Source organism: Actinoallomurus acaciae (genome assembly GCF_042429965.1).
GTDB classification, from domain to species: domain Bacteria; phylum Actinomycetota; class Actinomycetes; order Streptosporangiales; family Streptosporangiaceae; genus Actinoallomurus; species Actinoallomurus acaciae.
Genome location: NZ_JBHLZP010000080.1, coordinates 1 through 23117, shown reverse-complemented (window position 1 = coordinate 23117; position 23117 = coordinate 1). Strand labels below are relative to the sequence as shown.

General features: G+C 72.2%; 25 protein-coding genes. 9 read left to right on the top strand and 16 right to left on the bottom strand.

Annotated features, from left to right (window positions below):
- From ACFFNX_RS13715 to ACFFNX_RS13705, 3 genes are all read left to right on the top strand, one after another.
- Positions 1-2728: SbcC/MukB-like Walker B domain-containing protein (locus ACFFNX_RS13715; protein ID WP_378200504.1), on the top strand; the 2728-nt coding region annotated here is incomplete at its 5' end.
- On the top strand, positions 2725-3963 hold the full coding sequence (locus ACFFNX_RS13710) for a TIGR02679 family protein (RefSeq protein ID WP_378200501.1): 1239 nt from the start codon (positions 2725-2727) through the stop codon (positions 3961-3963). The genes ACFFNX_RS13715 and ACFFNX_RS13710, both read left to right, overlap by 4 nt.
- 303 nt (positions 3964-4266) lie before the next feature.
- Positions 4267-4605 carry a hypothetical protein gene (locus tag ACFFNX_RS13705; RefSeq protein ID WP_378200498.1) on the top strand — a complete coding sequence of 113 codons (339 nt, stop codon included), beginning with the start codon at positions 4267-4269 and terminating at the stop codon, positions 4603-4605.
- A gap of 2 nt (positions 4606-4607) precedes the next feature.
- Here ACFFNX_RS13705 and ACFFNX_RS13700 read toward each other — a convergent pair whose 3' ends face one another.
- Genes ACFFNX_RS13700 through ACFFNX_RS13670 form a run of 7 tightly spaced genes read right to left on the bottom strand, consistent with a single transcriptional unit; the run spans position 4608 to position 8530 of the window.
- A complete protein-coding gene (locus ACFFNX_RS13700) occupies positions 4608-6257 on the bottom strand; it encodes a complex I subunit 5 family protein (RefSeq protein ID WP_378200494.1) in 1650 nt (549 codons plus the stop codon).
- Positions 6254-6598, bottom strand: coding sequence for a sodium:proton antiporter (locus ACFFNX_RS13695; protein WP_378200491.1), 345 nt, complete (start codon positions 6596-6598; stop codon positions 6254-6256). The genes ACFFNX_RS13700 and ACFFNX_RS13695 overlap by 4 nt, the downstream gene beginning before the upstream one ends.
- Positions 6595-7275, bottom strand: a complete 681-nt coding sequence (locus ACFFNX_RS13690; protein WP_378200488.1) for an MnhB domain-containing protein — start codon at positions 7273-7275, stop codon at positions 6595-6597. Before ACFFNX_RS13690 ends, ACFFNX_RS13695 begins: the two co-directional genes overlap by 4 nt.
- The gene (locus ACFFNX_RS13685; protein WP_378200485.1) at positions 7272-7541 is read right to left on the bottom strand and encodes a DUF4040 domain-containing protein; all 270 of its coding nucleotides are present in this window, start codon (positions 7539-7541) and stop codon (positions 7272-7274) included. Before ACFFNX_RS13685 ends, ACFFNX_RS13690 begins: the two co-directional genes overlap by 4 nt.
- A complete protein-coding gene (locus tag ACFFNX_RS13680) occupies positions 7534-7815 on the bottom strand; it encodes a monovalent cation/H(+) antiporter subunit G (protein WP_378200482.1) in 282 nt (93 codons plus the stop codon). The genes ACFFNX_RS13685 and ACFFNX_RS13680 overlap by 8 nt, the downstream gene beginning before the upstream one ends.
- Positions 7812-8075, bottom strand: a complete 264-nt coding sequence (locus tag ACFFNX_RS13675) for a monovalent cation/H+ antiporter complex subunit F (protein ID WP_378200479.1) — start codon at positions 8073-8075, stop codon at positions 7812-7814. The genes ACFFNX_RS13680 and ACFFNX_RS13675 overlap by 4 nt, the downstream gene beginning before the upstream one ends.
- Positions 8072-8530, bottom strand: coding sequence for a hypothetical protein (locus ACFFNX_RS13670; protein ID WP_378200476.1), 459 nt, complete (start codon positions 8528-8530; stop codon positions 8072-8074). Before ACFFNX_RS13670 ends, ACFFNX_RS13675 begins: the two co-directional genes overlap by 4 nt.
- Positions 8531-8845: 315 nt before the next feature.
- On the opposite strand from ACFFNX_RS13670, the gene ACFFNX_RS13665 reads away from it, so the two are divergent.
- Both ACFFNX_RS13665 and ACFFNX_RS13660 read left to right on the top strand, forming a co-directional pair.
- Positions 8846-9892 carry a S1 family peptidase gene (locus ACFFNX_RS13665; protein ID WP_378200473.1) on the top strand — a complete coding sequence of 349 codons (1047 nt, stop codon included), beginning with the start codon at positions 8846-8848 and terminating at the stop codon, positions 9890-9892.
- Positions 9893-10299: 407 nt separating this feature from the next.
- A complete protein-coding gene (locus tag ACFFNX_RS13660) occupies positions 10300-10515 on the top strand; it encodes a hypothetical protein (RefSeq protein WP_378200470.1) in 216 nt (71 codons plus the stop codon).
- Between the two features lie 19 nt (positions 10516-10534).
- Here ACFFNX_RS13660 and ACFFNX_RS13655 read toward each other — a convergent pair whose 3' ends face one another.
- From ACFFNX_RS13655 to ACFFNX_RS13645, 3 genes are all read right to left on the bottom strand, one after another.
- A complete protein-coding gene (locus tag ACFFNX_RS13655) occupies positions 10535-10693 on the bottom strand; it encodes a hypothetical protein (RefSeq protein ID WP_378200467.1) in 159 nt (52 codons plus the stop codon).
- 71 nt (positions 10694-10764) lie between these two features.
- Entirely contained in the window at positions 10765-11268 is a 504-nt protein-coding gene (locus tag ACFFNX_RS13650) for a CBS domain-containing protein (protein ID WP_378200464.1), read from the bottom strand.
- Entirely contained in the window at positions 11265-11693 is a 429-nt protein-coding gene (locus tag ACFFNX_RS13645; protein WP_378200461.1) for a pyridoxamine 5'-phosphate oxidase family protein, read from the bottom strand. Before ACFFNX_RS13645 ends, ACFFNX_RS13650 begins: the two co-directional genes overlap by 4 nt.
- A 316-nt stretch (positions 11694-12009) precedes the next feature.
- Between ACFFNX_RS13645 and ACFFNX_RS13640 the strand changes: the two genes are divergently transcribed.
- Both ACFFNX_RS13640 and ACFFNX_RS13635 read left to right on the top strand, forming a co-directional pair.
- Positions 12010-13683, top strand: a complete 1674-nt coding sequence (locus ACFFNX_RS13640; RefSeq protein ID WP_378200507.1) for a GAF domain-containing sensor histidine kinase — start codon at positions 12010-12012, stop codon at positions 13681-13683.
- 145 nt (positions 13684-13828) lie between these two features.
- On the top strand, positions 13829-14662 hold the full coding sequence (locus ACFFNX_RS13635) for a universal stress protein (protein ID WP_378200459.1): 834 nt from the start codon (positions 13829-13831) through the stop codon (positions 14660-14662).
- 86 nt (positions 14663-14748) lie between these two features.
- On the opposite strand, the gene ACFFNX_RS13630 is transcribed toward ACFFNX_RS13635, so the two are convergent.
- From ACFFNX_RS13630 to ACFFNX_RS13615, 4 genes are all read right to left on the bottom strand, one after another.
- Positions 14749-15555, bottom strand: coding sequence for an HAD-IIA family hydrolase (locus tag ACFFNX_RS13630; protein ID WP_378200456.1), 807 nt, complete (start codon positions 15553-15555; stop codon positions 14749-14751).
- Positions 15556-15654: 99 nt separating this feature from the next.
- Positions 15655-17301 carry an ATP-binding SpoIIE family protein phosphatase gene (locus tag ACFFNX_RS13625; protein WP_378200453.1) on the bottom strand — a complete coding sequence of 549 codons (1647 nt, stop codon included), beginning with the start codon at positions 17299-17301 and terminating at the stop codon, positions 15655-15657.
- A gap of 35 nt (positions 17302-17336) precedes the next feature.
- Positions 17337-17984 carry a class I SAM-dependent methyltransferase gene (locus tag ACFFNX_RS13620; RefSeq protein WP_378200450.1) on the bottom strand — a complete coding sequence of 216 codons (648 nt, stop codon included), beginning with the start codon at positions 17982-17984 and terminating at the stop codon, positions 17337-17339.
- A gap of 189 nt (positions 17985-18173) precedes the next feature.
- The gene (locus tag ACFFNX_RS13615; RefSeq protein ID WP_378200447.1) at positions 18174-19778 is read right to left on the bottom strand and encodes an adenylate/guanylate cyclase domain-containing protein; all 1605 of its coding nucleotides are present in this window, start codon (positions 19776-19778) and stop codon (positions 18174-18176) included.
- Positions 19779-19904: 126 nt separating this feature from the next.
- On the opposite strand from ACFFNX_RS13615, the gene ACFFNX_RS13610 reads away from it, so the two are divergent.
- Both ACFFNX_RS13610 and ACFFNX_RS13605 read left to right on the top strand, forming a co-directional pair.
- On the top strand, positions 19905-20825 hold the full coding sequence (locus ACFFNX_RS13610; RefSeq protein WP_378200444.1) for an aldo/keto reductase: 921 nt from the start codon (positions 19905-19907) through the stop codon (positions 20823-20825).
- Between the two features lie 169 nt (positions 20826-20994).
- On the top strand, positions 20995-21921 hold the full coding sequence (locus ACFFNX_RS13605) for a DMT family transporter (protein ID WP_378200441.1): 927 nt from the start codon (positions 20995-20997) through the stop codon (positions 21919-21921).
- A 10-nt stretch (positions 21922-21931) separates the two neighbouring features.
- On the opposite strand, the gene ACFFNX_RS13600 is transcribed toward ACFFNX_RS13605, so the two are convergent.
- Both ACFFNX_RS13600 and ACFFNX_RS13595 read right to left on the bottom strand, forming a co-directional pair.
- Positions 21932-22342: a hypothetical protein gene (locus ACFFNX_RS13600; protein ID WP_378200438.1), complete on the bottom strand. Its 411-nt coding sequence runs from the start codon at positions 22340-22342 to the stop codon at positions 21932-21934.
- Between the two features lie 86 nt (positions 22343-22428).
- Positions 22429-23117: thiamine pyrophosphate-dependent enzyme (locus tag ACFFNX_RS13595; RefSeq protein WP_378200435.1), on the bottom strand; the 689-nt coding region annotated here is incomplete at its 5' end.

Here is a 23117-nt window from a genome sequence, read left to right as displayed (position 1 = left end):
CGACCTGCGCACCGCCGACCGCACGTCCCGGCCGGGGGCGCCGCTGTGGCGGCTCGTGCGCTTCGCCGACGCCGTGGAGCCGTCGCGGGCGGCGGGCATCGAGGGCGCGCTGTACGGCGCGGGCATGCTGACCGCGTGGATCCACCCCGACCCCGCGTCGACGATGGCGGCGGTGGCGGACGCCGAGGCCGACGGTTACCTCGTTCCGGTCCTGCCGGGGCCGGAGGGGCCGACCCTCGCCGAGGTTCTCGTGCCCGAGGACCAGGACCTCGTCCCCGCCTCGGCGGTCGCGGCCGTGCTGCGTTCGCTGGCGCTGACCGGCGACCCGGCCGAATTCTCCGGCCCGGCGGCCGTCACGGACCGGGCCCAGTTCAGCCACGGTGTCCACGTCGGCGCCCGGCCGAAGGAGGCGCCGGAATTCATCGGCGCGACCAACCGCGAACACCGCCGCCGGGCGCGCTTGGCCGCCTGCGACGAGGCGATCGCGGACCTGGAGGCGCGCGACGCCGAGGCCGCCGCCGAGTCGGAACGGCTGAAGGAGCTGCTCGCCGACTTCAAGCGCGCCCAGCGCGAGCTGCCCCCGGCGAAGCCGGTGGTGGACGCGGTCAAGCGCGTGGCCGACAACGCCATTCTGCTGACCGTCGCCCGTACCGCCGAGACGGAGGCGCGCAAGGCCCTCGAAGGCGCGTCCGCCGAGGTCGACGCGCGCCGGCGGCGCCTGCGCCAGACGGCGGCCGAGCGCGGCATGCCGGCCACGGCCGAGGCGGTCGACGCGGTCGCCCAGGCGGTCGAGGACTTCACCGCGGCCGCCGGTCACCTCGACGCCGAGCGACGCAACGTCGGGGTCCTGGCCAACGACGTCGCCGGCCGCCGCGACAACATCGAACGCCTGGCCTCCGACCGCGCCGAGAGCGCCGAGGCACTGACCGAAAAGGAAAAGGCGCACGCCGCGGCGGTCGAGGAACTCGCCGAGCGAGAGAAGGCGCTGGACGCCCCGCTGAAGGAGGTCCTCGCCCGAATCGAGGAGACCGAGGCGCTGATCACCACGGCCGACGAGGAATACCGGCGGCAGCGGTCCGAGGCGGACAAGCAGGACCGCCGCCTCATCAAGGCCGAGGCCGACCTGAGCAACGGCCGCAAGCTCGTCACCGAGGCGATGAACGGCCTGTTCGAACAGGCGGCGTCCTTCGCCCCGTACGCCCACCGCGACCTGCGGGTCCTCCTGGGCGTCACCGACACGCGCCCCTGGCCGGCCGACGCGAGCTGGGAGCCCACCCGCGCCGGCGAGGCCGTCATCGAGGCCCTGTGCCGCCCCACCCGCGGTGGGGGTGGCTCCGTCGGCCCTGAGTCCGTCACCTCGGCTGGCGCTGCCGCTCGCGGTGCGGGTGGCTCCGGCGGGTCCGCTTTGGTCGCTTCGGACGAGGTCGTTGTCGGCGCGGGTGGCTCCGGCATGTCCCGTTCGGTCATCTCGGACGAGGCGGGCGATCCGGGCGAGACCCGGGCCTCGGGAGCCGGGGCGGCCCGTTTCGCCCCGCTGGATCCCGTGGCGGCGGTGCGGGCGGCGTTCCCGGCCGGTGTGGTGGAGCTGCTCGACGCGTTCCGCGCCGAGATCGGCGGGGGGCGTCCGGTGACGGACGGCGCGCTCAAGACCGCCGCCGGGCGGATGTCCGACGCGCTGCGGACCTTCGGTGACGCGCTCACCTCCTGCGAGGCGGACTACCGCCTCGACTACGACCCCACCGGCGTCGTGATGGTCTTCGTCATCGACGAGGACGGCCGCAACCCGGTCGGCGTCTTCGCGGGCCGGGTCGCCGAGCGCGCCCGGGAGCAGGGTGTCCTGCTGGAGGAGCGCGAGCGTACGGTCCTGGAGGACGAGCTGCTCACCGGCCTGGCCCAGCAGATCCACGGCCGCGTCCTGGCGGCGCGCGACCTCGTCCGCGGGATGAACGCCGACACGCGGTCCCGCCCGATGTCGTCGGGCACCGCGATCGGCATCCGCTGGGCCCACTCCGACAAGATCGACGAGCGGCAGCGTGCCACCTCGCGGCTGCTCACCCGCGACGCGCAGGGCCTGGGCCCCTCCGGCCTGGCCGAGCTGCGCGGCACTCTCCGCGAGATGATCCGCGACTACCGCGCCACCCATCCGCGCGCCACCTACAAAGAGGTGCTGTCGGAGGTCCTGGACTACCGCACCTGGCACACGTTCGAGCTGCTGCTCATCGTGCCGGGCGACCCCGAGGTGCGCCTGACCCGGGCCCGGCACTCGGTGATGTCGGGGGGTGAGAAGTCCGCCGCGATCCACCTGCCCCTGTTCGCCGCCGCGAACGCCCTCTACTCCTCGGCCCGCCCGGACTGCCCGCGCATGATCGCCCTGGACGAGGCGTTCGCCGGCATCGACGACAAGTACAAACCGGACCTGCTCGGCCTCACGGTCAAGTTCGACCTGGACCTGTTCATGACGGGCCACGACCTGTGGGTGCACCACGAGACGGTCCCGATGGCCGCCCACTACGACATGCACCACGACAAGACCGCGCACGCGGTGTCGGCGATGCTCGTCCTGTGGGACGGCACCCAGCTCGTCGACGCCGAGGCCGGCTTCGCGGGCAACGACGAGTTGGCCGAAGAACTCCTCGGCATCAAACCCCGCCGCCACGTCCCGCCCGCCGACGACGACTCGCTCCTCAGAGCCCTGCCCGAGGGCGAGGACGAGGACGACGAGCCGTGACGCTCGAGGAGCGTGCGATCGAACGCTTCCGCGGCCCGGACTTCCGGCGGCTGCTGGACCGCGCGCGCAAGCGGCTCGAACTCCGCGGCGGATCCCTGAGCGGCACGATCAGCCTTCCCGAGCCGACGGCCGACGAGCGGAGGGCGCTCGACGGCCTCCTCGGCGGCGCGCGGCCGCCGGGAGCCAGGAGCACCTCGGTGGACCTGACCCGGCTGGACGCCGCCGTCCGTACGTCCTGCGGACTGGGCCTCGCCGAGCTGCTGGAGACGGTCTTCGGCCGGCCGCTGAACGACCGCCCCGCCGAGGAGGCCGCCAAGGAGGCCGCACGCGCCGAACTGCTCCGCGTCGCCGAGGAGAGCCCGCTGTACGCCGCGGCGGACTGGTTCCGCGACTGGACCGGCGCCCGGGGCAGGCTGACCCGGCTCGTCACGCGGGACGACGCGCACCTGTTCGCCGACGCGGTCGCGGTCCTCGAACGCCTGGAGGGCTCCACGGGTACGGTCGAGCTCACGACGCTCGCCGACGAGGTGACCGGCGACACCAAGGCGCTCGGCCCGAGATCCCCGCTGTCGAGACTGGTCCTCGACGCGCTGGCACGCCGCGTCGGCGTGCCCCGCCCGGAGGCGGCGGAGGAGTGCCGCAGCCTGTGGGAGGTCTTCGGCGTCCTCCCGGACGACCTGGCGAGCCGCGTGCTCGTGCTCAACCTGCCGGCCGAGGGCGCGGGGCTGGGGGAGTGGCTCACCGGCGCCGCGCGGTACGGCACCCCGTTCCCGGTCACGCTGAACCAGCTCAGGAGACACCCGGTCACCGTCGCCCGCCCCGTCGTCCACGTCTGCGAGAACCCCACCGTCGTACGGCGCGTGGCGGCCGAGCTGGGCCCGGCCGCGCCACCGCTCCTGTGCACCGAGGGACTCCCCTCACTCGCCTTCCACCACCTCGCGAGCACGGTCACCGCGGGCGGCGGCACCCTGCGCTACCACGGCGACTTCGACTGGCCCGGCCTGGCCATCGCGGACGCGGTGATGCGCCGCCACGGCGCCGAGCCCTGGCGCATGTCGGCCGCCGACTACCGCGCGGGCGTTCGCGACACCGGCCGCCACCTGCCGCTGAAGGGCGGGAGACGGCCGAGCCCGTGGGCGCCCGACCTGGCCGCGGCCATGGCCGAGATCGGCCTGGTCGTCTCCGAGGAGACGGTCGCCGACCGACTGCTCGCCGACCTGAGGAGTGCGTCATAGGCCCGGTCCGCGGCGAAAGGCAACGCGCCCAAGCTCGCCTGCTTGTGGTTGGTGGTGGTTCAGCTGGGGTTGGTGGTTGGGGGTTGTGGTTGGTGGTGGTTCAGTCGAGGCGGTGGTTGGGGGTTGTGGTTGGTGGTGGTTCAGCTGGGGTTGGTGGTTGAGGGTTGCGGCCGGTGGTCGCTCAGCCGAGGTCGGTCGCCGGAGCTCGTCCACTCAAGGTCGCCCGCCGGAGGTCGCCCGCCGGAGGTCGCCCACCGGCGGGTGCCGCGTGACGTCTGCTGGTCCCGTAGACGGTCCGGGCGCATGAGACGGGTCGCCGTCGCCCTGGCCATCGTCGTCGGTTCGGCGTGCTCCGCCCACGAGCCGCCGGCGTCCGGTGTCACCGGAACGGTGATCCTCTCGGGCGGGCGGTGGCCCGGCCACCCGCCACGGCTCGCGGACGTGCCGATCACCGCCGTGGACGCGACGGGCACGGCGGCCCGGACCGTCCTCCACCCACGGCAGAAGAGCTTCGACCTGGCCCTGCGCCCGGGCACGTACCTCATCCGGGCCCGTACCGGAAACCTCACCTGCCCGGCCGTCCGTGCCACGGTGCCCGCGTCGGGGTGGGTCCCCGTGACCATCGACTGCCCCATGAAATAGCGTCAGGCCAGAAGCAGCACCCCGAACAGCGTGACGCCCGCCAGCAGCCAGGCCACGTAGTCGCCGACGTGCCCGGAGTGCAGGCGGTGCAGCACCGTCGCGCGCGGGATGTGCCCCCGGACGCCCAGCACGGCGATCCCGAACGCCAGTGCCACCGCCGGCAGGCCCGACACCGCACCCGTCATCGTCCACGGCGCCGGCTCCGCTCCCGGCAGGAGCGGCGCGACGGCGTGCCCGAGCACGGCACCCGGCAGCAGGCCGAGCAGCAGTCCCGCGACCACCAGCAGCACTCCCGGCGCCAGCATCGTCCACGGCAGCCGTGACAGCCTGACCTCCGTCTCCGGGTCGTGGTGGTCGGCGGTGCCCGCGAGCCGCCGACCCGCGCCGCGGAACACCCGCAGCCACACCCGCAGCACCGCCCCCGCCGTCAGGGCCGACGCGGTGATTCCGAGGGCCAGGATCCAGTGCCCGCCCTCCTCCTCGATCAGGGCCTTGCCCGCCCAGGTGCCCGAGGGCGGCAGGCCCGCCAGGCCCAGGCCGCCGAGGAGGAAGATGGCGCCGGTGACGGGCATCGACCGCCCACGGCCGTGCAGGTCGTGCTCGTCGACCGTCTCGTACCGGTTCAGCAGCGCTCCCGCCCCGACGAACAGGCCCGCCTTCACCCCCGCGTGGCCGATCAGGTACCAGGCGGCGCCGGCCAGCGCGTCCGCGCGCAGCAGGCCGAGGCCGACGAGGAGGAGGCCGACGTGGCTGATCGTGGAGTAGGCGAGCAGCCGCTTGATGTGCCGTTGCAGCACGCACATGACCCCGCCGAGCAGCGCCGCCGCCGAGCCGAACACGATCAGCGCCGTACGGACCGGGGCGGCCGGGACGGCGTGCGCGAAACTCGTCAGGTACGTCCGGGCCACCGCGTACACGCCGAGTTCCACCATCACGCCGGAGAACAGCATGCAGACCGGCGTCGGCGCCACGGCGTGCGCGTCCGCCAGCCAGAAGTGGAAGGGCACCGCCGCCGCCTTCACCAGGAATCCGGTGCAGATGAGGATGAAGGAGACGGTCACCAGCGCGTCGTGGCCGTGCAGGTGCCGGCCGACCGCGGCGAAGCCGAGCTGGCCCGTACGGGCGTAGACGAGCGCGATGCCGGTGAGGGTGAGATAGGCCCCGAGCGAGTTCACGATGCCGAAGTTCAACGCGCCGTGCACGGTCTCCGGCTCCTCGGACTGGTAGCCGGTCAGCGCGTACGCGACGACGCTCATCAGTTCGAAGAACACGAACGCGTCGAACAGGTCCCCGGTGAGCGTGAACGCGCACATCGCCCCGGTGAACAGCAGCGTCAGCGTGTGGAAGATCGCCTGAACGTCCTCGAAGTAGTGCCAGGAGACGATGAGCGCGCACAGCGCCACGGCCGCGACCGTCAGCGCCAGCCCGGCCCCGACGGTGTCGCCGACCAGGGCGATGCCCACGCCCTCGCCCCAGCCGCCCATCCACACCGTGGCGCCCCCGCGGGCGAGCACCACCGCGAGCAGCGCGATCTGTGCGGCGACCGTGCCCGTGGCCAGGGCGTCGACGGCGAACCGCGGGAGCCGCCGCCCGACCGCCGCGAGCAGTGTGGCCATCGCGAACGGCAGCCCGACCGCGAGCTGAAGGATCACGGTTCGAGCGAGCGCAGCTCGTCCGGGTCGACCGTGCCGCGACGCTTGGCCACCTGCACCGTGAGGGCGAGGAGCAGCGCGGTCACCGTCGCGCCGACGACGATGTCGGTGAGCGTCATCGCCTGCACCAGCGGATCCACGACGTTGCGCGTCGGCCTGATGTCGGAGAAGACCGGTGCCGTCGCCTTCCTCTGGTAGCCGACCGTGAGCAGGAGCACGTACGTCGCGGACTGCGCCACCGACAGGCACACCACGGCGTGGACCAGGTTCCGGCTGGTCACGATGCCGTAGACGCCGACCAGCAGGATCCAGCCCGGGATCAGGTACGGAAGATGACTCATGTGTCCTTCCTCACGAGGAGGGCCTGCTCGAAGAACCTGGCCAGCGTCAGGACGAACGCGCAGCCGACCTCGAGGCCGACCACCGCGTTCATGGCCTTGACCTGCCCGGCGAACCACAGCGCGAGCACGACGAACACGCCCGCCGCGAGCGCCTCGCCGACCTCGAACATCGGCACCGGCCGGAGCCGGGCGAGCGCGGGGTAGTCGCCGGCCAGGTAGACCAGATGGATCGCGCCGCCGAGCACCACGCCGCCCTGGAAGCCGCCGCCGGGGGACAGGTAGCCGTGCGCGACGATGTAGACGCCCGTCATGAGCGTGACCGGCAGCAGCAGGTACCCGGTGATCCGCAGCGCGTCGAAGACCTGGGCGGGGCCGTACGCGTGCGCCCCCGCGGCGTCCTCCTGCTCGGCGCGCACGGTCCGCAGCACCAGGACGGCGGCGAGCGCGGAGGCCATGAGGATCAGCTCCTCGCCGAGCGTGTCGAGCGCCCGCTGGTCGAAGTTGATCGAGGAGATGACGTTGGGGGTGTGGTGGGCGAGCGCGTTCGGCAGCGTCCGCAGGCCGTACGGATGGACGGTGCCGCCGAAGCCGGGCAGCCGGAACGCGGCCAGCGCGAACAGCACCGCCAGCCCCGCCCCGCCGGCGGCCAGCACGAGCAGCCGCACCGGGCGGCTCACGGGTCATCCCCTTCGTCCGGCTCGCGCGTGTGGTGGCGGCGGATCGCGTGGATGGCCAGCATCACGATGAGGGGGACGACCACCGTGCCGACCCCGGTCTGCGACATCGCCACGTCGGGCGCCTGGAGCACGACGAACAGGACCGCCAGCACGATGCCGTACCCGGACAGCACGATCGCCTGCCGTGCCGGGTCGCGCGTGAGCACCACCGCGGTCGCCATGAACGCCGTCAGCAGCAGGGCGGCGGCGATCAGGACCTCACTCACGGGAGACCCGCCTCCCGGCCCGCGCCGTGGTGATGACGGTCGCCGGCCCGGTGACGACAAGCAGCAGCCCGATGAAGATGATCTTCGCGACGTCATGCCAGGACGACCACGGCGCGAGTACGAGCCCGAGGGTCACGAGCGGTGCGGCGATCACCGAGCCGATCGAGACGAAGTGCAGGCGCAGGAAGCGGTCGCGGGTCAGCAGCAGGCGTAGGGCGGCGAAGGCCGTCAGCGCCGTGCCCGCCCAGATCAGCACGGCGCTCGCCGCGTTCACGCGGTCCCCCCGAGGAAGCGCGCGTACACCAGGGAACCGGCGAACGACAGCAGTGCCACGACGAACGCCGCGTCGAGGTAGGCCGGCCGCCCGTACCCCGCGGCCAGCAGCATGAGCACGAGTGTCGCGGCCGGCCCGGCGAGGATGAGCCCGGCGAGCCGGTCCACCGGCTCACCTCGCAGCGTCCCGAGCAGGCAGGGGAACAGCGCGGTCACCAGCAGCGCGAACGCCGCCGGCAGCCCGGCGGCCAGGGCGGTCATCGCGCCACCTCGCGTTCGAGCGCGGACGGCCGGTCGCCGATCCGGTGGACGATGAGCGTGTTCCGGCCGGGGTCGACGTCGGCGACATACGTGTTCGGCGCGACGGAGAGGGCCAGCGCGGTGAACCCGCGTCGCGCCGCCGGCCGCCGGTCCGGGAGCAGCCGGATCTCGGTGAACGCTCCGCGCGGGCGCGCCAGCAGGCGCACGAACCCGCTCCCGGCCTGGTCCGGCAGACGCAGCAGCCATCGCAGCCATCCGGCGCGCGGCAGGTACGCCTCGTCGTTGTCGGCCGCCAGCAGCGTCCGGCGGGTCAGGACCGCCGAGGCGCCGCATGCGACCCCGGTGATCGCTCCCACCACGATCTCGGTCGGTGAGATCGTGGAGATGATCGCCAGGTAGACGGCGAACAGGACCACGGCCCAGATCGCCGCTTCGATGAACTCCCGTCGTCTCATGCCGCCGTTCGTTCCCCCGTACGTGACGTGAATGCACCGAGGGCGCCACGACCCGCGCACCACCGGAACGGGCGACGAGAGGTCGCCTCCGAGACGAATTGGCCGGATTGGGACGTTCCAGGCCCCTTGCGCGCGGTTTACAAAGCTTGTCAGGGTTTGTGATGGCTAGGCAGCCGGTTCTCACCCCCCGCTCCGGCAGCCGCAGGGATGCCATTCGTCGTGTCGGCACACCCTGGGCCGCCGGGAGCCGAGCGCCAGTGCCCATGCCACCCCGGGGCGCGCCACACGGGCGTGCCCGACGCATTGGGAGGCACGTTGAAGTCCATTCCCCTGTCCCGGCGTACCGGCATGGCCGTCGCGGCCGCCGGAGTCCTCGCGATCGCGGTCGCCCCCGCGGCCCACGCGGCGACCCCGAGCCCCACCGCGCAGTCGAAGGTCGCCTCCGAGCTCGCACGACAGCTCGGGTCCCGCTCCGCCGGTTCGTATCTCGACTCTTCGCACAGGCTGGTCGTCGCGGTGACGAACGCGGCCGACGCGAAGACCGTCAAGGCCGCCGGGGCCACACCGAAGACCGTCGCGCGTACGGGCGCGCAACTGCAGACGGCGAAGCAGGCCCTGGACGCCGCCGCGGTGCCGGGCACCGCGCGGATGATCGACCCGAAGACGAACCAGGTCGTCGTCGCGGTCGACAGCACGGTCACGGGCGACCGTCTCAGCAAGGTCGAGAAGGCCGCGTCCGCGCAGGGCGCCGCCGTCCGCATCCGGCATGTGAGCGGGAGGTTCCGTCCGCTCATCGGCGGCGGCGACGCCATCTGGGGCAGCGGTTACCGCTGCTCGCTCGGGTTCAACGTGACCACCAGCAGCGGTGCCGCCGGCTTCATCACCGCCGGGCACTGCGGCAACGTGGTCAGCACGTGGTACTCCGACCAGGGCGAGAGCAGCGAGCTCGCCACGACCGGAAAGAGCGTGTTCCCGGGCAACGACTACTCGATCGCCACGTACACGGGCAGCACCTCGCACCCCAGCGAGGTCGACCTGTACAACGGCTCCACGCAGGCGATCAGCGGTGCCGGTGACGCGACGGTCGGCGAGTCCGTCCAGCGCAGCGGCAGCACGACCGGCGTGCACGGCGGCACGGTGACCGCCACCGGCGCGTCGGTGACGTACGAGGAGGGCACGGTCAACGGGCTCATCGACACGAACGTGTGCGCCGAGCCCGGTGACAGCGGCGGCGCGCTGTTCGACGGCGGCACCGCGCTGGGTCTCACCTCCGGCGGCAGCGGCGACTGCAGCTCCGGCGGCGAGACGTTCTTCCAGCCGGTCCCGGCGGCGCTGAGCGCCCTGGGCGCCAGCATCGGCTGAGTCTCCGGCGACGGGACCCCTCCGGCCAGGTGGCCCGGAGGGGTCCTTCGCGTTATGTGACTGCTTAGTCGGAGGGGCTGCGCCGCTACCAGGCCGAGACCGGCGCCGACATGTTCGAGCGGCTGAGTGCCGCCGGGTCGCCGCTGTAGGCGCTGTCCGGAGTGCGGCTCGACGTCGCCCGCCAGAGTGAGGAAGAGCGCATCGACGGTCTCCGGGCACGCTAGAGGATCCACGCGCCGCACCCGATGGAGGGGCGGCGCCTTCGTTCGCACACCTTTTGGACTGCTCAGTCGAGTAAGGGCGAGAGAAGTGAGCGCACGGTTGGACGGCAGGACCGCGCTGGTGACGGGATCCACGAGCGGGCCTGGGACGGGCGATGGCGAACGCCCTGGCCGCGGCGAGTGCGCATGTTCTTCCTGACCGCCCGCGGCGCGGGCGTCATCATCAACACCGGCTTCGCGGGCTCGGCGCTCTACAGCGCGACGAAGGCCGCGATCGAGTCGTTCACCCTGTCCTGGGCCACGGAGTTCGGCCCGCCGGCCGTGTACATGGCGAGCGACGACGCCGCGTACGTCCACGGCGCGTCCTTCACCCTGGACGGCTGGACCACCGCGCGCAGGTGACGCCGGCGGCGTACGCGGCTCACCCGACGGGCGGCGCGTCGGTGTGCTCGTGCAGTTCCCGGGAGAGCGCCTGGATGGCGTGCGTGAGAAGAGCCACCTTCGTCTCGAGTTGAAGGATGCGTTCTTCCAGGTGGGCGACCGAGGGGGCGCGGAAACCGATATTGATCTGCCGTGTCATCCTGCCTTCTCTCGTTTGCTGAAAGGCCCCGCCCGCTCACTCGGCGGCCCCATCGGCATCCGGCGCCGGGTTCAGCGTGGCGCCGCCCCGCCCTCGGCGTACCGGCTCGGCAGCACCGGCTCGATGCGGTACAGCGTCGGACGTTCCAGGTGGCCGGGCGTCGGCCGGTGCTTGCGTCCCGCGACGGCGGCGACTAGGTCCCGTGCGGTGATCAGGCCTACGAGCCGGTCCTCACCGTCGGTGACGGCCACGAAGTCCAGTTGGGCGGCGAGCATCGCCCGCGCGGCCGCCGCGACCGAGTCCGAGACGCCGACATGTGGCATGAGGCGGTGGCCCACGACCGTGCTGACCGGCATGCGCATCCGGTCCGGCCCGCCGCCGTCCCACGCGGCGGCCATCGTCTCGGCGTCCAGGACGCCGATGCAGTGACCGTCGTTGCTGACCACCGGTACGTGGTGGTACCCGCCTTGGCGCATCAGCTCCCAGGCCATGAGCGTCGTCTCCTCGGCCGCGACGGTGAGCACCTCGGTGGACATCACGTCGCCAACGAGGCTTTCCTCGAAGCTCGAGGTCATCGTGTGGCCTCCAGGTAAGTCGGATGGATCCGCCGTCCGCTGACGTACTCGCCGCGAATGCGGATGAAGTAGCCGAGGCCTCCCGGGACCCACGATCTCAGCGGGAGCCGGGAGAGACGCTCGATCTCGGTGGCGACGCGGACGACCCGTGCTTCCCCGATCACGGTGACCGACCAGCCCGAGCGGCTGCCCGGTTCGAAGGCGTCGGTCTCGAAGGCGACGACCGCACCGCGGGTGGCCGAGACGAGCTTCGAGTCCGGCGGCATCGAGATGATCACATCGTCGCCGTCGAACACGAAGTGAACCGGTTCGATCGCGGGCAGCGCACGGTCGGTGAAGACCACCCGGCCGAGCGTCACGGACCGCATCAGCGCCAGGCAGTCGTCGCGATCAAGGACCTCGATCCCGTTCGCGTCGAGTCTCATGGCTCGATACTTCCGAGGTCCCCGACCGGCGGGCAGGGGCGAAGGTCCCGGCCGCGCCCGCCATTCCTCCGCATCGGGCCCCGATGCGGAGGACCTTCGCCCGTGCCCGGGCGTGCCGGGGGAACCGATCAGCACGGCGCTGGACCGACGCCGCCGAGCTGGGTAGGACCTGGAGCGGTCCTGCCGACATGCCCTCTGACCTCGTCTTTCATACTGGTCTGAGCAGGACTTTCCGGTCGGGGCAGGACGTGGATGCGGAGGACGGGAGGCATGCGCCGTGCGCCCTGAAGGGCAGCCCGGGGACGATCGCGCGGGCATGGTGCTGCCGCAGCTAAGGCTGGATGATCTTCTCTCTGAGCTGCAGTCGCGGCTCGCGGCCGTGCTCGCCACCCGCGATCGCGTCCACGCGCTTCTCGAGGCGGTCGTCTCGATCGAAAGCGATCTCGAGCTGGACACCGTCCTGCATCGGATCGTCGAGGCGGCGACCGCGCTGGTCGACGCCCGGTACGGCGCCCTCGGCGTGATCGGGCAGGACGATCGGCTGTCCCGGTTCGTGACCGTCGGCATCACCGAGGAGGAGATCGAGGCGATCGGCTCCTGGCCGACGGGCCAGGGCATCCTCGGTCTGCTGATCAAGGAACCGGCGCCGATCCGGCTCGCCGACCTGTCGGCGCACCCCGCCTCCTCGGGGTTCCCGCCCGCCCATCCGCCGATGCACCGGTTCCTGGGCGTGCCCGTACGCGTACGCGACGAGGTGTTCGGCAACCTCTACCTGACCGAGAAGGCCGGCGGCGGAGAGTTCGACGAGGACGACGAGAACGTGGTCGCCGCCCTCGCCACGGCGGCCGGTGTGGCGATCGAGAACGCCCGCCTCTACGAGGAGGCCCGGCGGCGTGAACGCTGGCGGGAGGCGTCGGCCGAGGTGTCCACCTCACTGCTGTCCGGCACCGCCCCGGCCGAGGTGCACACGCTGGTGGCGCGGCGCGCCCGGGAGATCTGCGACGCCGGCTACGCCATGGTGGCCCTCGCGGAGGGAGAGGAGCTCACCGTCCAGGCGGCCGACGGCGAGCACGCCGACGTGATCGCCGGGCGCCGCCCGCGGATCGACGACGTGCTGGCCGGGCAGGTGTTCCGCACCGGCGAGTCGCTGATGCTGGCCGACGCGGGGGAGGCGGCACGTGCGGTGAGGTCACCGCCGCCGATACCGCTGGGGGCCGTCCTGATCGTCCCCTTGGGGACCGGACAGGAGGTGCGCGGCGTGCTCGCGGTGGCCAACCCTCCGGGCCGCCCGGCCTTCACCGACTCCTCCCGGCGGCTGCTGGAGGCGTTCGCCGCCCAGGCCGCGGTCGCGATCGAGCTGGCCGAACGCCGCCGCGACGCGGAGCGCCTCGTCCTGCTGGAGGACCGGGACCGCATCGCCAAGGATCTGCACGACACCGTCATCCAGCGCCTGTTCGCCACCGCGATGACGCTGATGGCCGCGATGAAGATGACCGACCGGCCCGACGTCGCCGTACGGGTCCAGCGGGCGGTCGACGACCTCGACGAGACGATCCGTCAGATCCGCTCGACGATCTTCGCGTTGCAGGCGGCGCCCGGCGCCCACCCCGAGCTGCGCGAACGGATCCTGGAGGTGGTCGAGGGAGCCACGGAGAGCCTGGGATTCGCGCCCACGGTACGCCTGGAGGGCCTGCTGGACACCGCGGTGGGCGTCGAGACCGGCGAACACCTGATCGCCGTGCTCCAGGAGGCCCTGTCCAACGTCGTACGGCACGCGCACGCGCGCCACGTGTACGTGACCGCCGACGCCGGCGACTCCCTCCTGCTCAGGGTCGAGGACGACGGCACCGGCATCCCGCCGGGCGGCCGGCGCAGCGGCCTGCGCAACCTCGCCGGACGGGCCCGCACCCTCGGCGGCTCCTTCGAGACCCGCGACCGCGAGGGCGGCGGAAGCGTCCTGGAGTGGCGGGTCCCGCTGCGCCGCGACTGACCCGGACATCGCCACGCTGAGGCGAGCGGCCCCGGACCAGGGGACTTTCGACCTCTTTCTGACGTCCGGTCGCCGCCGAGACGCTGGGGGAAGCAGCCGCGGCGGCCGAGGGGGCCCCGCCGCGCGCCGACCACCAGGAGACATCATGATCCAGCCGATCGTCGTCGGAACCGACGGCTCGTCCCGAGCCGACCTCGCCGTGGAATGGGCCGCGGACGAGGCGACCCTGAGACGCCGTCCGCTGCACATCGTGCACGCGGCCGAACGCTGGGACCACGACATGCCGCTCTACACGACGCCCGGGACCTGCGAGTCGCTGACGGAGACGGGCGAGCGCGTGCTCGCCGAGGCCGTCGAACGCGCCGCCAAGACCCGTCCCGGCCTCCCGGTCACCAGCGAACTCGTCTTCGACGCGCCCGTACGCGCGCTGCGGTCACAGGGCCGGCGGGCGGGTGAGATCGTGGTCGGCCATCGCGGGCTCGGCGGATTCGCCGGAATGCTGCTCGGCTCCACCGGACTGCGGCTCGCCGCCCACGTCCCCGTCCCGACGATCGTCGTACGCGGCGAACCACGGGAACGCCGGCACGAGGTGCTCGCCGGCGTGGACCTGTCCGAGTCGTCCGAGGAGGTGTTCCGGTACGCGTTCGAGGCCGCGGCACTGCGCGACGCGTGGGTCCGCGTCGTGCACGCCTGGCAGGTGCCCGCCATACTGCCCGCCGTCTCGGTGTGCGAGGCCGAGGCCGTGACCCGTGACCGCCTCGACGACGCGCTCGCCCCCTGGCGGGCGCGTTACCCGGACGTCGGCGTGGTCGAGCAGACGCCGCGTGGACACCCGGTCGGCGCGCTGGCGGCCTGCTCCTCCCGCGCCGCCCTGCTCGTGATCGGGCCCGGCCGCCGCGATACCCGGCTCGGATCCGTCGCCCACGGCGTCATCCACCACGCCGACTGCCCCGTCGCCGTCGTCGGCCCACCGCAGTGACCGGCTTCACGGTGACGACCGCCGGCGCCGGGGGAGAACCGCCGCACGCGGCCGAGGACACGTCGCGTATAGGTCTCGTCGGCGAATTACGAGCCTTCCGGCAGCGACTCCTCATCGACCATGTCCACGAGGTCGGCGATCGAGTCGGTGACGCGTGACGGGCGGAACGGGAAGCGATCGACGTCGCCGGCCTTGGTCACGCCGGTGAGGACGAGGATCGTGTAAAGGCCCGCCTCCATGCCCGACACGACGTCGGTGTCCATCCGGTCGCCGATCATGGCGGTCGTCTCCGAGTGGCCGCCCACCGTGTTGAGAGCGCTGCGCATCATCAGCGGGTTCGGTTTGCCGACGAAGTACGGGGTGACGTTGGTGGCCTTGGTGATCAGGGCCGCGACCGCTCCCGTCGCCGGGAGGGAGCCCTCGGCCGACGGGCCGACCGGGTCCGGGTTGGTCGCGATGAACCGCGCGCCGTTGTCGATGAGGCGGATCGCCCGGGTGATCGAGGTGAAGCTGTACGTGCGGGTCTCACCGAGGACGACGTAGTCGGGATCGATGTCGGTCAGGACGTATCCGACCTGGTGCAGCGCGGTCGTCAGCCCCGACTCGCCCAGCACGAACGCCGATCCGTGCGGCCGCTGGTCGTGCAGGAACTGCGCGGTCGCCAGCGCGGAGGTGTAGATCGACTCGACCGGGACGTCGAGGCCGGCCGCTCGCAGCCGTACGTGAAGGTCCCGGGGCGTGTAGATCGAGTTGTTCGTCAGCACGAGGAACCGGCGTCCCGCCTTGGTCAGCCGCTCCAAAAACTCCCGCGCCCCCGGCACCGGCTGGCCCTCGTGGACCAGGACGCCGTCCATGTCGGTCAACCAGCATTCGATCTTTTTACGCTCGCTCATGCGATCAATATCCCGCAATGACGTGAACGAACGGTATGCCGGGGCGAGGAATACCGAAGTGATCGGAGGCGCCGTGTTCACCGGTCCGCGCTCGCGACTTCACAGCGCGAGCTCGAACCAGACCGCCTTGCCCGCGGCCGTGTGGCTCGCGCCCCACCGGTTGGAGAGCTTGTCGACGAGGTAGATGCCGCGCCCGGCCTCGTCCTCGTCACCGGGCTCGCGCAGGACCGGCAGGTGGTGATCGTCGTCGGTGACCTCGCACAGCAGCGTCTCGGTGCGCAGCAGCCGCATGGTGATCGGGCGCGTGGTGTAGCGGATCGCGTTGGTGACGAGCTCGGTCACCAGGAGGGACGCGGCGTCGATCTGCGACTCCAGCCCCCAGCCGGTGAGCGTGTTGGCGATCAGCCCCCGTGCGTGGCGGGCCGCCTGCGCGTGCGGGCGCATGATCCAGTTGGCGACGCTGGCGCTCGGGATGCCGTCGAAACGGGCGATGAGGAGCGCGACGTCGTCTTCGCGTTCGTCGGTGTGCAGGGCGTGCAGGACGTTCTCGCACAGGTCGTCGGGCGGGTCGGACACCTTGGCCAGGCTCTCGCGCAGCGCGTCGAGCCCCTCGGTGATGTCCTGGTCGCGCGTCTCGACCAGGCCGTCGGTGCACAGCGCGATCAGCGTGCCGTCCGGCGCGGGCACCTCGATCGTCTCGAAGGCGACGTTGCCGACCCCGAGCGGCACACCGGCCGGCACCGGGACCAGTTCCGTACGGCCGTCGGCGTAGGCGAAGACCGGAGGGACGTGCCCGGCGTTCGCGATCGCGCAGCGCCGGGCGACCGGGTCGTACACGCAGAAGACACAGGTGGCGAGGAACTGTTCTCCGGCCTGCCCGACGGTCTCCTCGAAGAGCTGGTCGAGGTGGCGCAGCACCTGGTCCGGGGGAGGGTCGAGGGCGGCGAGGGTGCGCACGGCGGTGCGGAGCTGGCCCATCGTGGCGGCCGAGTGCACGCCGTGTCCCATGACGTCGCCGACGATGAGCGCGACCCGGCTGCCCGGCAGCGGGACCGCGTCGAACCAGTCGCCGCCGACCTGCGCGGCCGGGTTGCCCGGCAGGTAGCGGTAGGCGATCTCCACACCGGGCAGCCGCGGCGGGTGCTTGGGCAGCATGCTGCGCTGGAGCGCGTCGGCGATCCGTGCCTCCCGCTGGTACAGCAACGCCTTGTGCCCGCCGAGCGCCGCCTGGTCGGCCATCAGCGTGGCGGTCAGCACGTCGGTCTCGTCGAAGCCGAGGCGCCCGGCCGACCGCAGCAGCACCGCGAACCCGAGCAGGTGACGACCTGCCCGGAGCGGGACGACGATGAGCGATCCGGGCCTCGTCGTGGGGAACAGACAGCCGACGTCACCGCCGTACGAACCTGCGGTGTCGAGGTCGGGATCGGGCCACACGACGAGCTGCCCGCTGGTGACGCTGGCCGCGAACGGGCCGGTCAGGTCGGAGACGGCGACCTTGCCGAGGAGCGTGCCGGCGCCGGCGGACGTGGAATGGCAGGCCACCTTGCGCAGCACGCCGTCCGACGGCGCCCCGGGCGACTCGGGCGGTTCGCCGTCGGTGAGCACCGCCTCGTACAGGTACGCGGCGGCGAGGTCGGCGACGCGCGGCACCGCCGTCTCGCAGAGCGAGGTCATGACCTGCGTCAGCTCCAGGTCACCGCCGATCCGTACCGTCGCGGCGTGCAGGAACGCGAGATGCTCGTGCACGTCGGACGGGTCCGGCCGCCCTTGGCCCCGCCACCTCACCGAACGCCGTCACGGCGGCAGAACAGGAACAGCTGCACCTCGGGCAGGAGTTCGGCGCTGGCCGGGGCGTACGTCAGGTGGTGCAACTCGGTGACCTCGAACCCGGCGGCGGTGACGAGCGCCACCAGTTCGTCGCGCATGTAGCCGGTCACCCGTACGGGACTGCCGAGGAACTGGATCGGTGTGTCGTCCAGGTCCGCCTCCACCATGCCGAGCACCAGCTGACCGCCCGGCTCGAGCCGGGCGTGAATGCTCTCGAGCGCGGACGGGATCTCCAGGCGCGGCAGCATCAGCAAAGAGAAGAAGGCGACGGCCGCCGCGAACTCCCCCAAGGACGCATCGATCTCCTCGATGGGGCGGCGAAGGAATTCCGCTTCCGGCACGTCCCGGCGGGCCAGCCGGAGCATCTCCTCGGAGATGTCGATCCCGACCACCGAGTGGCCGGCGTCGGCGAGCTGCCGCGCGGTCGGTGTGCCCGTGCCGCATCCGGCGTCGAGGATCCGTGCCTCGGGCGGAAGCCGGTCGAGCAGCCGGCGTACGGCCGAGAGCTGCCCGTCCTTGTGCGGGAACGCCTCGTCATAGCGCTCCCCGATCCGGTCGAACGCCCAGGCTTGAGCGGTCTGCCGATCGGCACGGGAACCCACGATATGTGGGGAGTCTGGGTCATCACATTCGTCCTTCCTCGCCCCTCGGGCTCCGTCGAGCGTGATGCCTATTCAACACGGATTCCGGCTCTGTCTCCGCAGAACTCCGCTGATGAGCGTCGGCGAAATTGGTGTCCGTGATTTCCCAATGATTGGGAAAAGTCGCATTCTGTCCGGGTGTCCTCCGGCTTACTTCCGGTGGTTGAGGATGCGCAGGACCCGCTGGATCGTCCCCGGGGGAGGCGGGCCGAACGGCGAGGCGAGGCGTGTACGGGCGGGGCGGCCGCGCAGGGTCACCGTGTTGCCCAGGCGCCAGCGCGCCGCCTCGCCCTGGTGCGCCGCGCCGACCACGGTGGCCGACGCCAGGAGGCGTTCGTCGGTGCTCTTGGCCAGGTCACTCAGCCGGGCGGCCTCGTTGACCGGGTCGCCGATGACGGTGTACTCCAGCCGCTGTTCCGCGCCGATGTGCCCGGCCACGACCTGTCCCGAGGACACCCCGATGCCCGCGTGCAGCTGGGGCAGCTCGGCCCGCAGCCGGTGGGACAGCTCCCGGGCGGCGGCGAGCGCCTGCCCGGCGGGGTCCTCCAGCGGCTGCGGCGCGCCGAAGATGGCCAGCGCGGCGTCGCCCTGGAACTTGTTGATCAGGCCGCCGTGCGCGGACACGACCTCGACGACGATGCCGAAGTACGCGTTGAGCAGGCCGACCACCTCGCCGGGCGGCCGGGTCGCGGCCAGCCGGGTCGAGCCCTTCAGGTCGGCGAAGATGACGGCCGCCTCGCAGACCTCGCCGCCGAGGGCGACGCCGTGTTCGAGCGCGTGCCGGGCGACGTCCTCGCCGACGTGCCGGCCGAACAGGTCGCGGACCCGTTCGTTCTCGCGCAGGCCGGCGGCCATGTGGTTGAACCCCGCCTGCAGGCCGCCCAGCTCGCCCGCGTCGTACACGGGCACGGACGCCTGCAGGTCGCCGCGTTCGACCCGGGCCAGGCCCTCCCGCACCGACCGCACCGGATCGGCGACCGCACGCGCGGCGATGTAGGTGACCTCGAACCCGACCAGCAGCGCGACCCCGCCGAGCACGAGGATCGTGACCGCGAGCTGCGTCAGCGACATGCCGCTCACCACCAGCGCGGCCACCGCGGTGATGACCAGGCCGAGCAGCGGCACGCCGGTGCCGAGCGCCCAGGCGAGCATGGTGCGCGGCGTGATGCCGAACCATCCGTCACGCGGGGTCGCGCGCGAGGCCATCACGACGGCCGCGAACGGACGCAGCAGGCGCTCGGCGAGCAGGTAGACGATCGCGCAGGTCGTGATGGCGCCGAGCAGGGTGATCATGCTCACCTTGAGGGCGAGCAGCGGAGCGTAGGCCAGGTCGATGGCGGCCCACCCGGCCGCCCCGCAGCCCCACAGCGTGGCCTGCATCGCCATCAGCCGCAGCGGCCCGCGCAGGACCGCGCGGCGTTCGATCTCGGACGGCTCCCCGTCGTGGGCGGCGAAGGTGCGCAGCGGCCGGCACAACCGCCACCCCCACACGATCCCGAACGGCGCGCCGAACACCACGTACGAGGAGAACACCACCAGGTTGACGAGGCGCACGCGCTCGGGGTCGGCCAGCCCCGGCGGGTCGGGCATGACGAAGGTCGAGAACAGCAGGACGAACAGCGCGCCGGCGAGGTTGGCGCCTCCGACCGCGACGATGAGCAGCCACCGCGTACGGCGTTCGAGGTGGGCGCGAGAGACGCCGGACGGCCCGTCGAGCCATGCCCGGAGCCGCTCGGCCCGCTTCCTGCCGCCCACCGCCATCCCTCCCGTCGCGGGACATTCGGGGACACTAGTGTTACCGAAAGCCGGTCGGCGGATGACCGTGGGCATCCGATTGGTCGGAAAACGTGGTCGGCGGCGGGGGATATGGTACGCATGCGGATGGGGATCGGACTGGCGGCCCTGGGCCGGCCCGCCTACATCAACCTCGGCCGTGCGGGCGCGCTGCCCGCGGAGCGCACGGTCGAGGCGATGCGCGCCGCGACGTGGCAGGTGCTCGACGCCGCGTACGCGGCCGGGGTCCGGTGGATCGACGCCGCGCGGTCCTACGGCCGGTCGGAGGAGTTCCTCGCGGGCTGGCTGGACGAGCGCGGCCACGCCGACGTCACGATCTCCAGCAAGTGGGGGTACGCCTACGTCGGCGGCTGGCGTTCCGACGCCGACGTGCACGAGGTCAAGGAGCACTCCCTGGACCGGTTCCGCACGCAGCTCGCCGAGACGCGCGGACTCCTCGGCGACCGGCTCGACGTCTACCAGGTGCACTCCCTGACCGCCGACAGCCCGCTCTTCGGCGACGCCGCGCTGCTCGACGCCCTGGCGGAGCTGGCCGCCGAGGGCGTACGGGTCGGGTTCTCCACCTCGGGGCCCGCCCAGGCGGAGACCGTACGCCGGGCGCTCGCCCTGGAGGTCGGCGGGCGGCGCCTGTTCACGACGGTCCAGTCGACGTGGAACGTCCTGGAGTCCTCCGCCGGCGACGCTCTGGCCGAGGCGCATGGCGCCGGCGTTCACGTCATCGTCAAGGAGGGACTCGCCAACGGCCGCCTCGCGGCCGAGCCGCCCGAGACCGTACGGCGCGTGGCGGACGGGCGCGGGCTGACCGCGGACACGGTCGCGCTGGCGGCGGTCCTCGCCAGGCCGTGGGCGGACACGGTGCTGTCCGGTGCGGTGAGCGTGCCGCAGATCCGCACGAATCTCGCGGCGGAATCCGTTTCTCTCGAACCGGGCGAATTGCGCGCTTTGTCCGCTCTCGCCATGCCGCCGGACGCATATTGGCAGGCCAGGGCCGAGCTGCCCTGGAACTGAGGTCGGCCGAGGCTTCGGAATCATTGTCCGAGGTCGGGCAAATGTCGGGACATGGTGGTTTCCATGCGCGAATATGACTCTTGATACCCGATGAGTGACCCGCGATCATCGGGGCCTGTGAGACGAGGAAACCCGATGTCGATTCGACGCCGCTCGGAAGGCCCGGCGCATGGGCGCCTCTGACATCAAGGGAGCCATCCTTGCGGTGATGGCGACGGTCATCTACTACCTGGGGTTCATCGTCTTCCGGGTCGCGGCGAACCGCATGCCCGTGCTGCGCGGCACCCGGCCGTTGCGCCTGATCAGACACACCTATACGAACTGGCTGTGGCTCACCGGCCTGGTCATCGTCCTGTCCGGCGTCGCGACCCAGGTCGAGGCGCTGACGATGCTGCCGCTCAGTCTGGCCGAGCCGATCTTCGTCGCGAGCCTGGTGTTCATCCTCTTCTACGCCGGCGTGTTCTTCCGCGAGCGGCTGACCGGCCGCGAATGGTTCAGCATCGCGCTGTTCGGGGTCGCGACGGCGTTCATCGGCGTCTCCAACGGCGACCGCGAGGTGCTGACCAGCAGTGTCGCCGGTTCCGCCGTGCTGGCCGCCGTGGTCGTCCCCGGCGTCCTTCTCAGCGCGGTGGTGCTGGTCGGCGGCGACGTGCGCGCGTTCGGCCGCCACGCCCGGCCGCTCGCCGGGGTCGCGTACGGGTTCGGGTCCGGCGTCAGCCTCGGCATCTCCGAGCTGGCGATCAAGGGAGTCGCCTCCGTCTACAGCACGCACGGCCTGGCCGCCGCGGCGTACACGACGCCCTATCCGTACGTCGCGGTCGGGATGGCGGTGTTCGGACTGGCCCAGCTGCAGATCGGGCTGCAACGATGCCGGATGTCGATCGTCGTGACGGTGCTGACGGTGGCGGCGAAGACGGAGCTGGCGCTGTTCGGGCCGCTGCTGTACAAGGAGCCCTGGCCGGCCGACCGGTTCCTGCTGGTGCTGAGGCTGGGCGGTTTCGGCCTGGCGCTGCTGGCCCTGGTGCTGTTCCCGCGGCACGAGACCGCACAGGAGGCGACGGGCCTCCCCGTGCTCGTCGCCCGCGAACGCGCCTGAGGCGCGAGAGTCACTCGAAGAGGTCCAGCGCCATGAGGACGAAGGCCCGGTCCTTCGCCTTCTCCTCCTCCGCCAGCTCCGCATAGGGCAGCCTCTGCTCCGGCGGAGCCCAGGCGCCGTTGCGCCGCAGCCAGGCGTCGTGCACCCTGCTGCTGGCGGACTCGATGAACTCCTCGCTCCTCGGGTCCACCCCCCGCAGCCAACTGTCCCGGACCAGTCCGACCGCGAGGTCCGCGGACTCCCTGGTCTCCCGCTGCCAGTCGGCGGGCAGGTCCTGATAGCGGGTGTTGGCGATGTCGACCTGATCTGTGCCGTGACTCGTGATCCATCGCTGGTCGCCGGTCTTCTTGACCCGTGCCGCGTAGCCCCCTCCGGGGAGCCTGCGGGAAGCGCGCCACTCGTCATGCAGCCGGTCTGCCATGATCTCCACCTCCGTGGACGCCTGCGTGTCCGCCGTCAACGTACTCAGTTGGTCGCCTCCGTTCATCGAGCCGCGGTCTCCTGGGATCAATGCCCGCGGAACGCCTCTTCCAGCCACCAGGACGGGCGATGCCTCGTGACCTTGGCGTGGATCAGCAGCGGCCGGTCGCGAGGGCCCGCCAGCCAGTCGGACAGCGGGGCGAGATCCTCCCGGCGCCGGACGGTCAGCGCGGCGCAGCCGAAGCCGCGGGCGATCGCGGCGATGTCGGCCGGCGGGAAGCGGACGGTGTCGAGCGGGTGGCCCTCCGGGCCGAAGTGGTGGACCTCCGCGCCGTACCCCTCATCGTCGTAGACCACGATGACGAGCCCCAGCCCGAGGCGCACCGCCGTCTCCAGCTCGGCGATGCCCATGAGCGCACCGCCGTCACCCAGGGCGGCGACGGTCAGCCGGTGCGGCCGGGCGATCGCCGCGCCGATGGCGGTGGCCAGCCCGAGCCCGATCGACTGGTACGCCTGGGTGAAGACCAGGCCGTCGACGTCGGGGACCTCGAGGTACATCGCGGGGTAGCCCATGAAGTTCCCGGAGTCGACCGCGACCGTGCGCTCGGCCGGCAGCAGGTCGTCCAGGGCGATGGACAGGGTACGAGGATCGATCGACGCCTCGTCGGAGTCGTCGTCGTACGGAATGTCGCGCCAGCGTCGCTCCCGCGCCAGCCGCGCCGCCAGCGCGGGGGAGCGGGCACCGCCCGACGCATGGCCGCGCCGGGCCAGCTCCG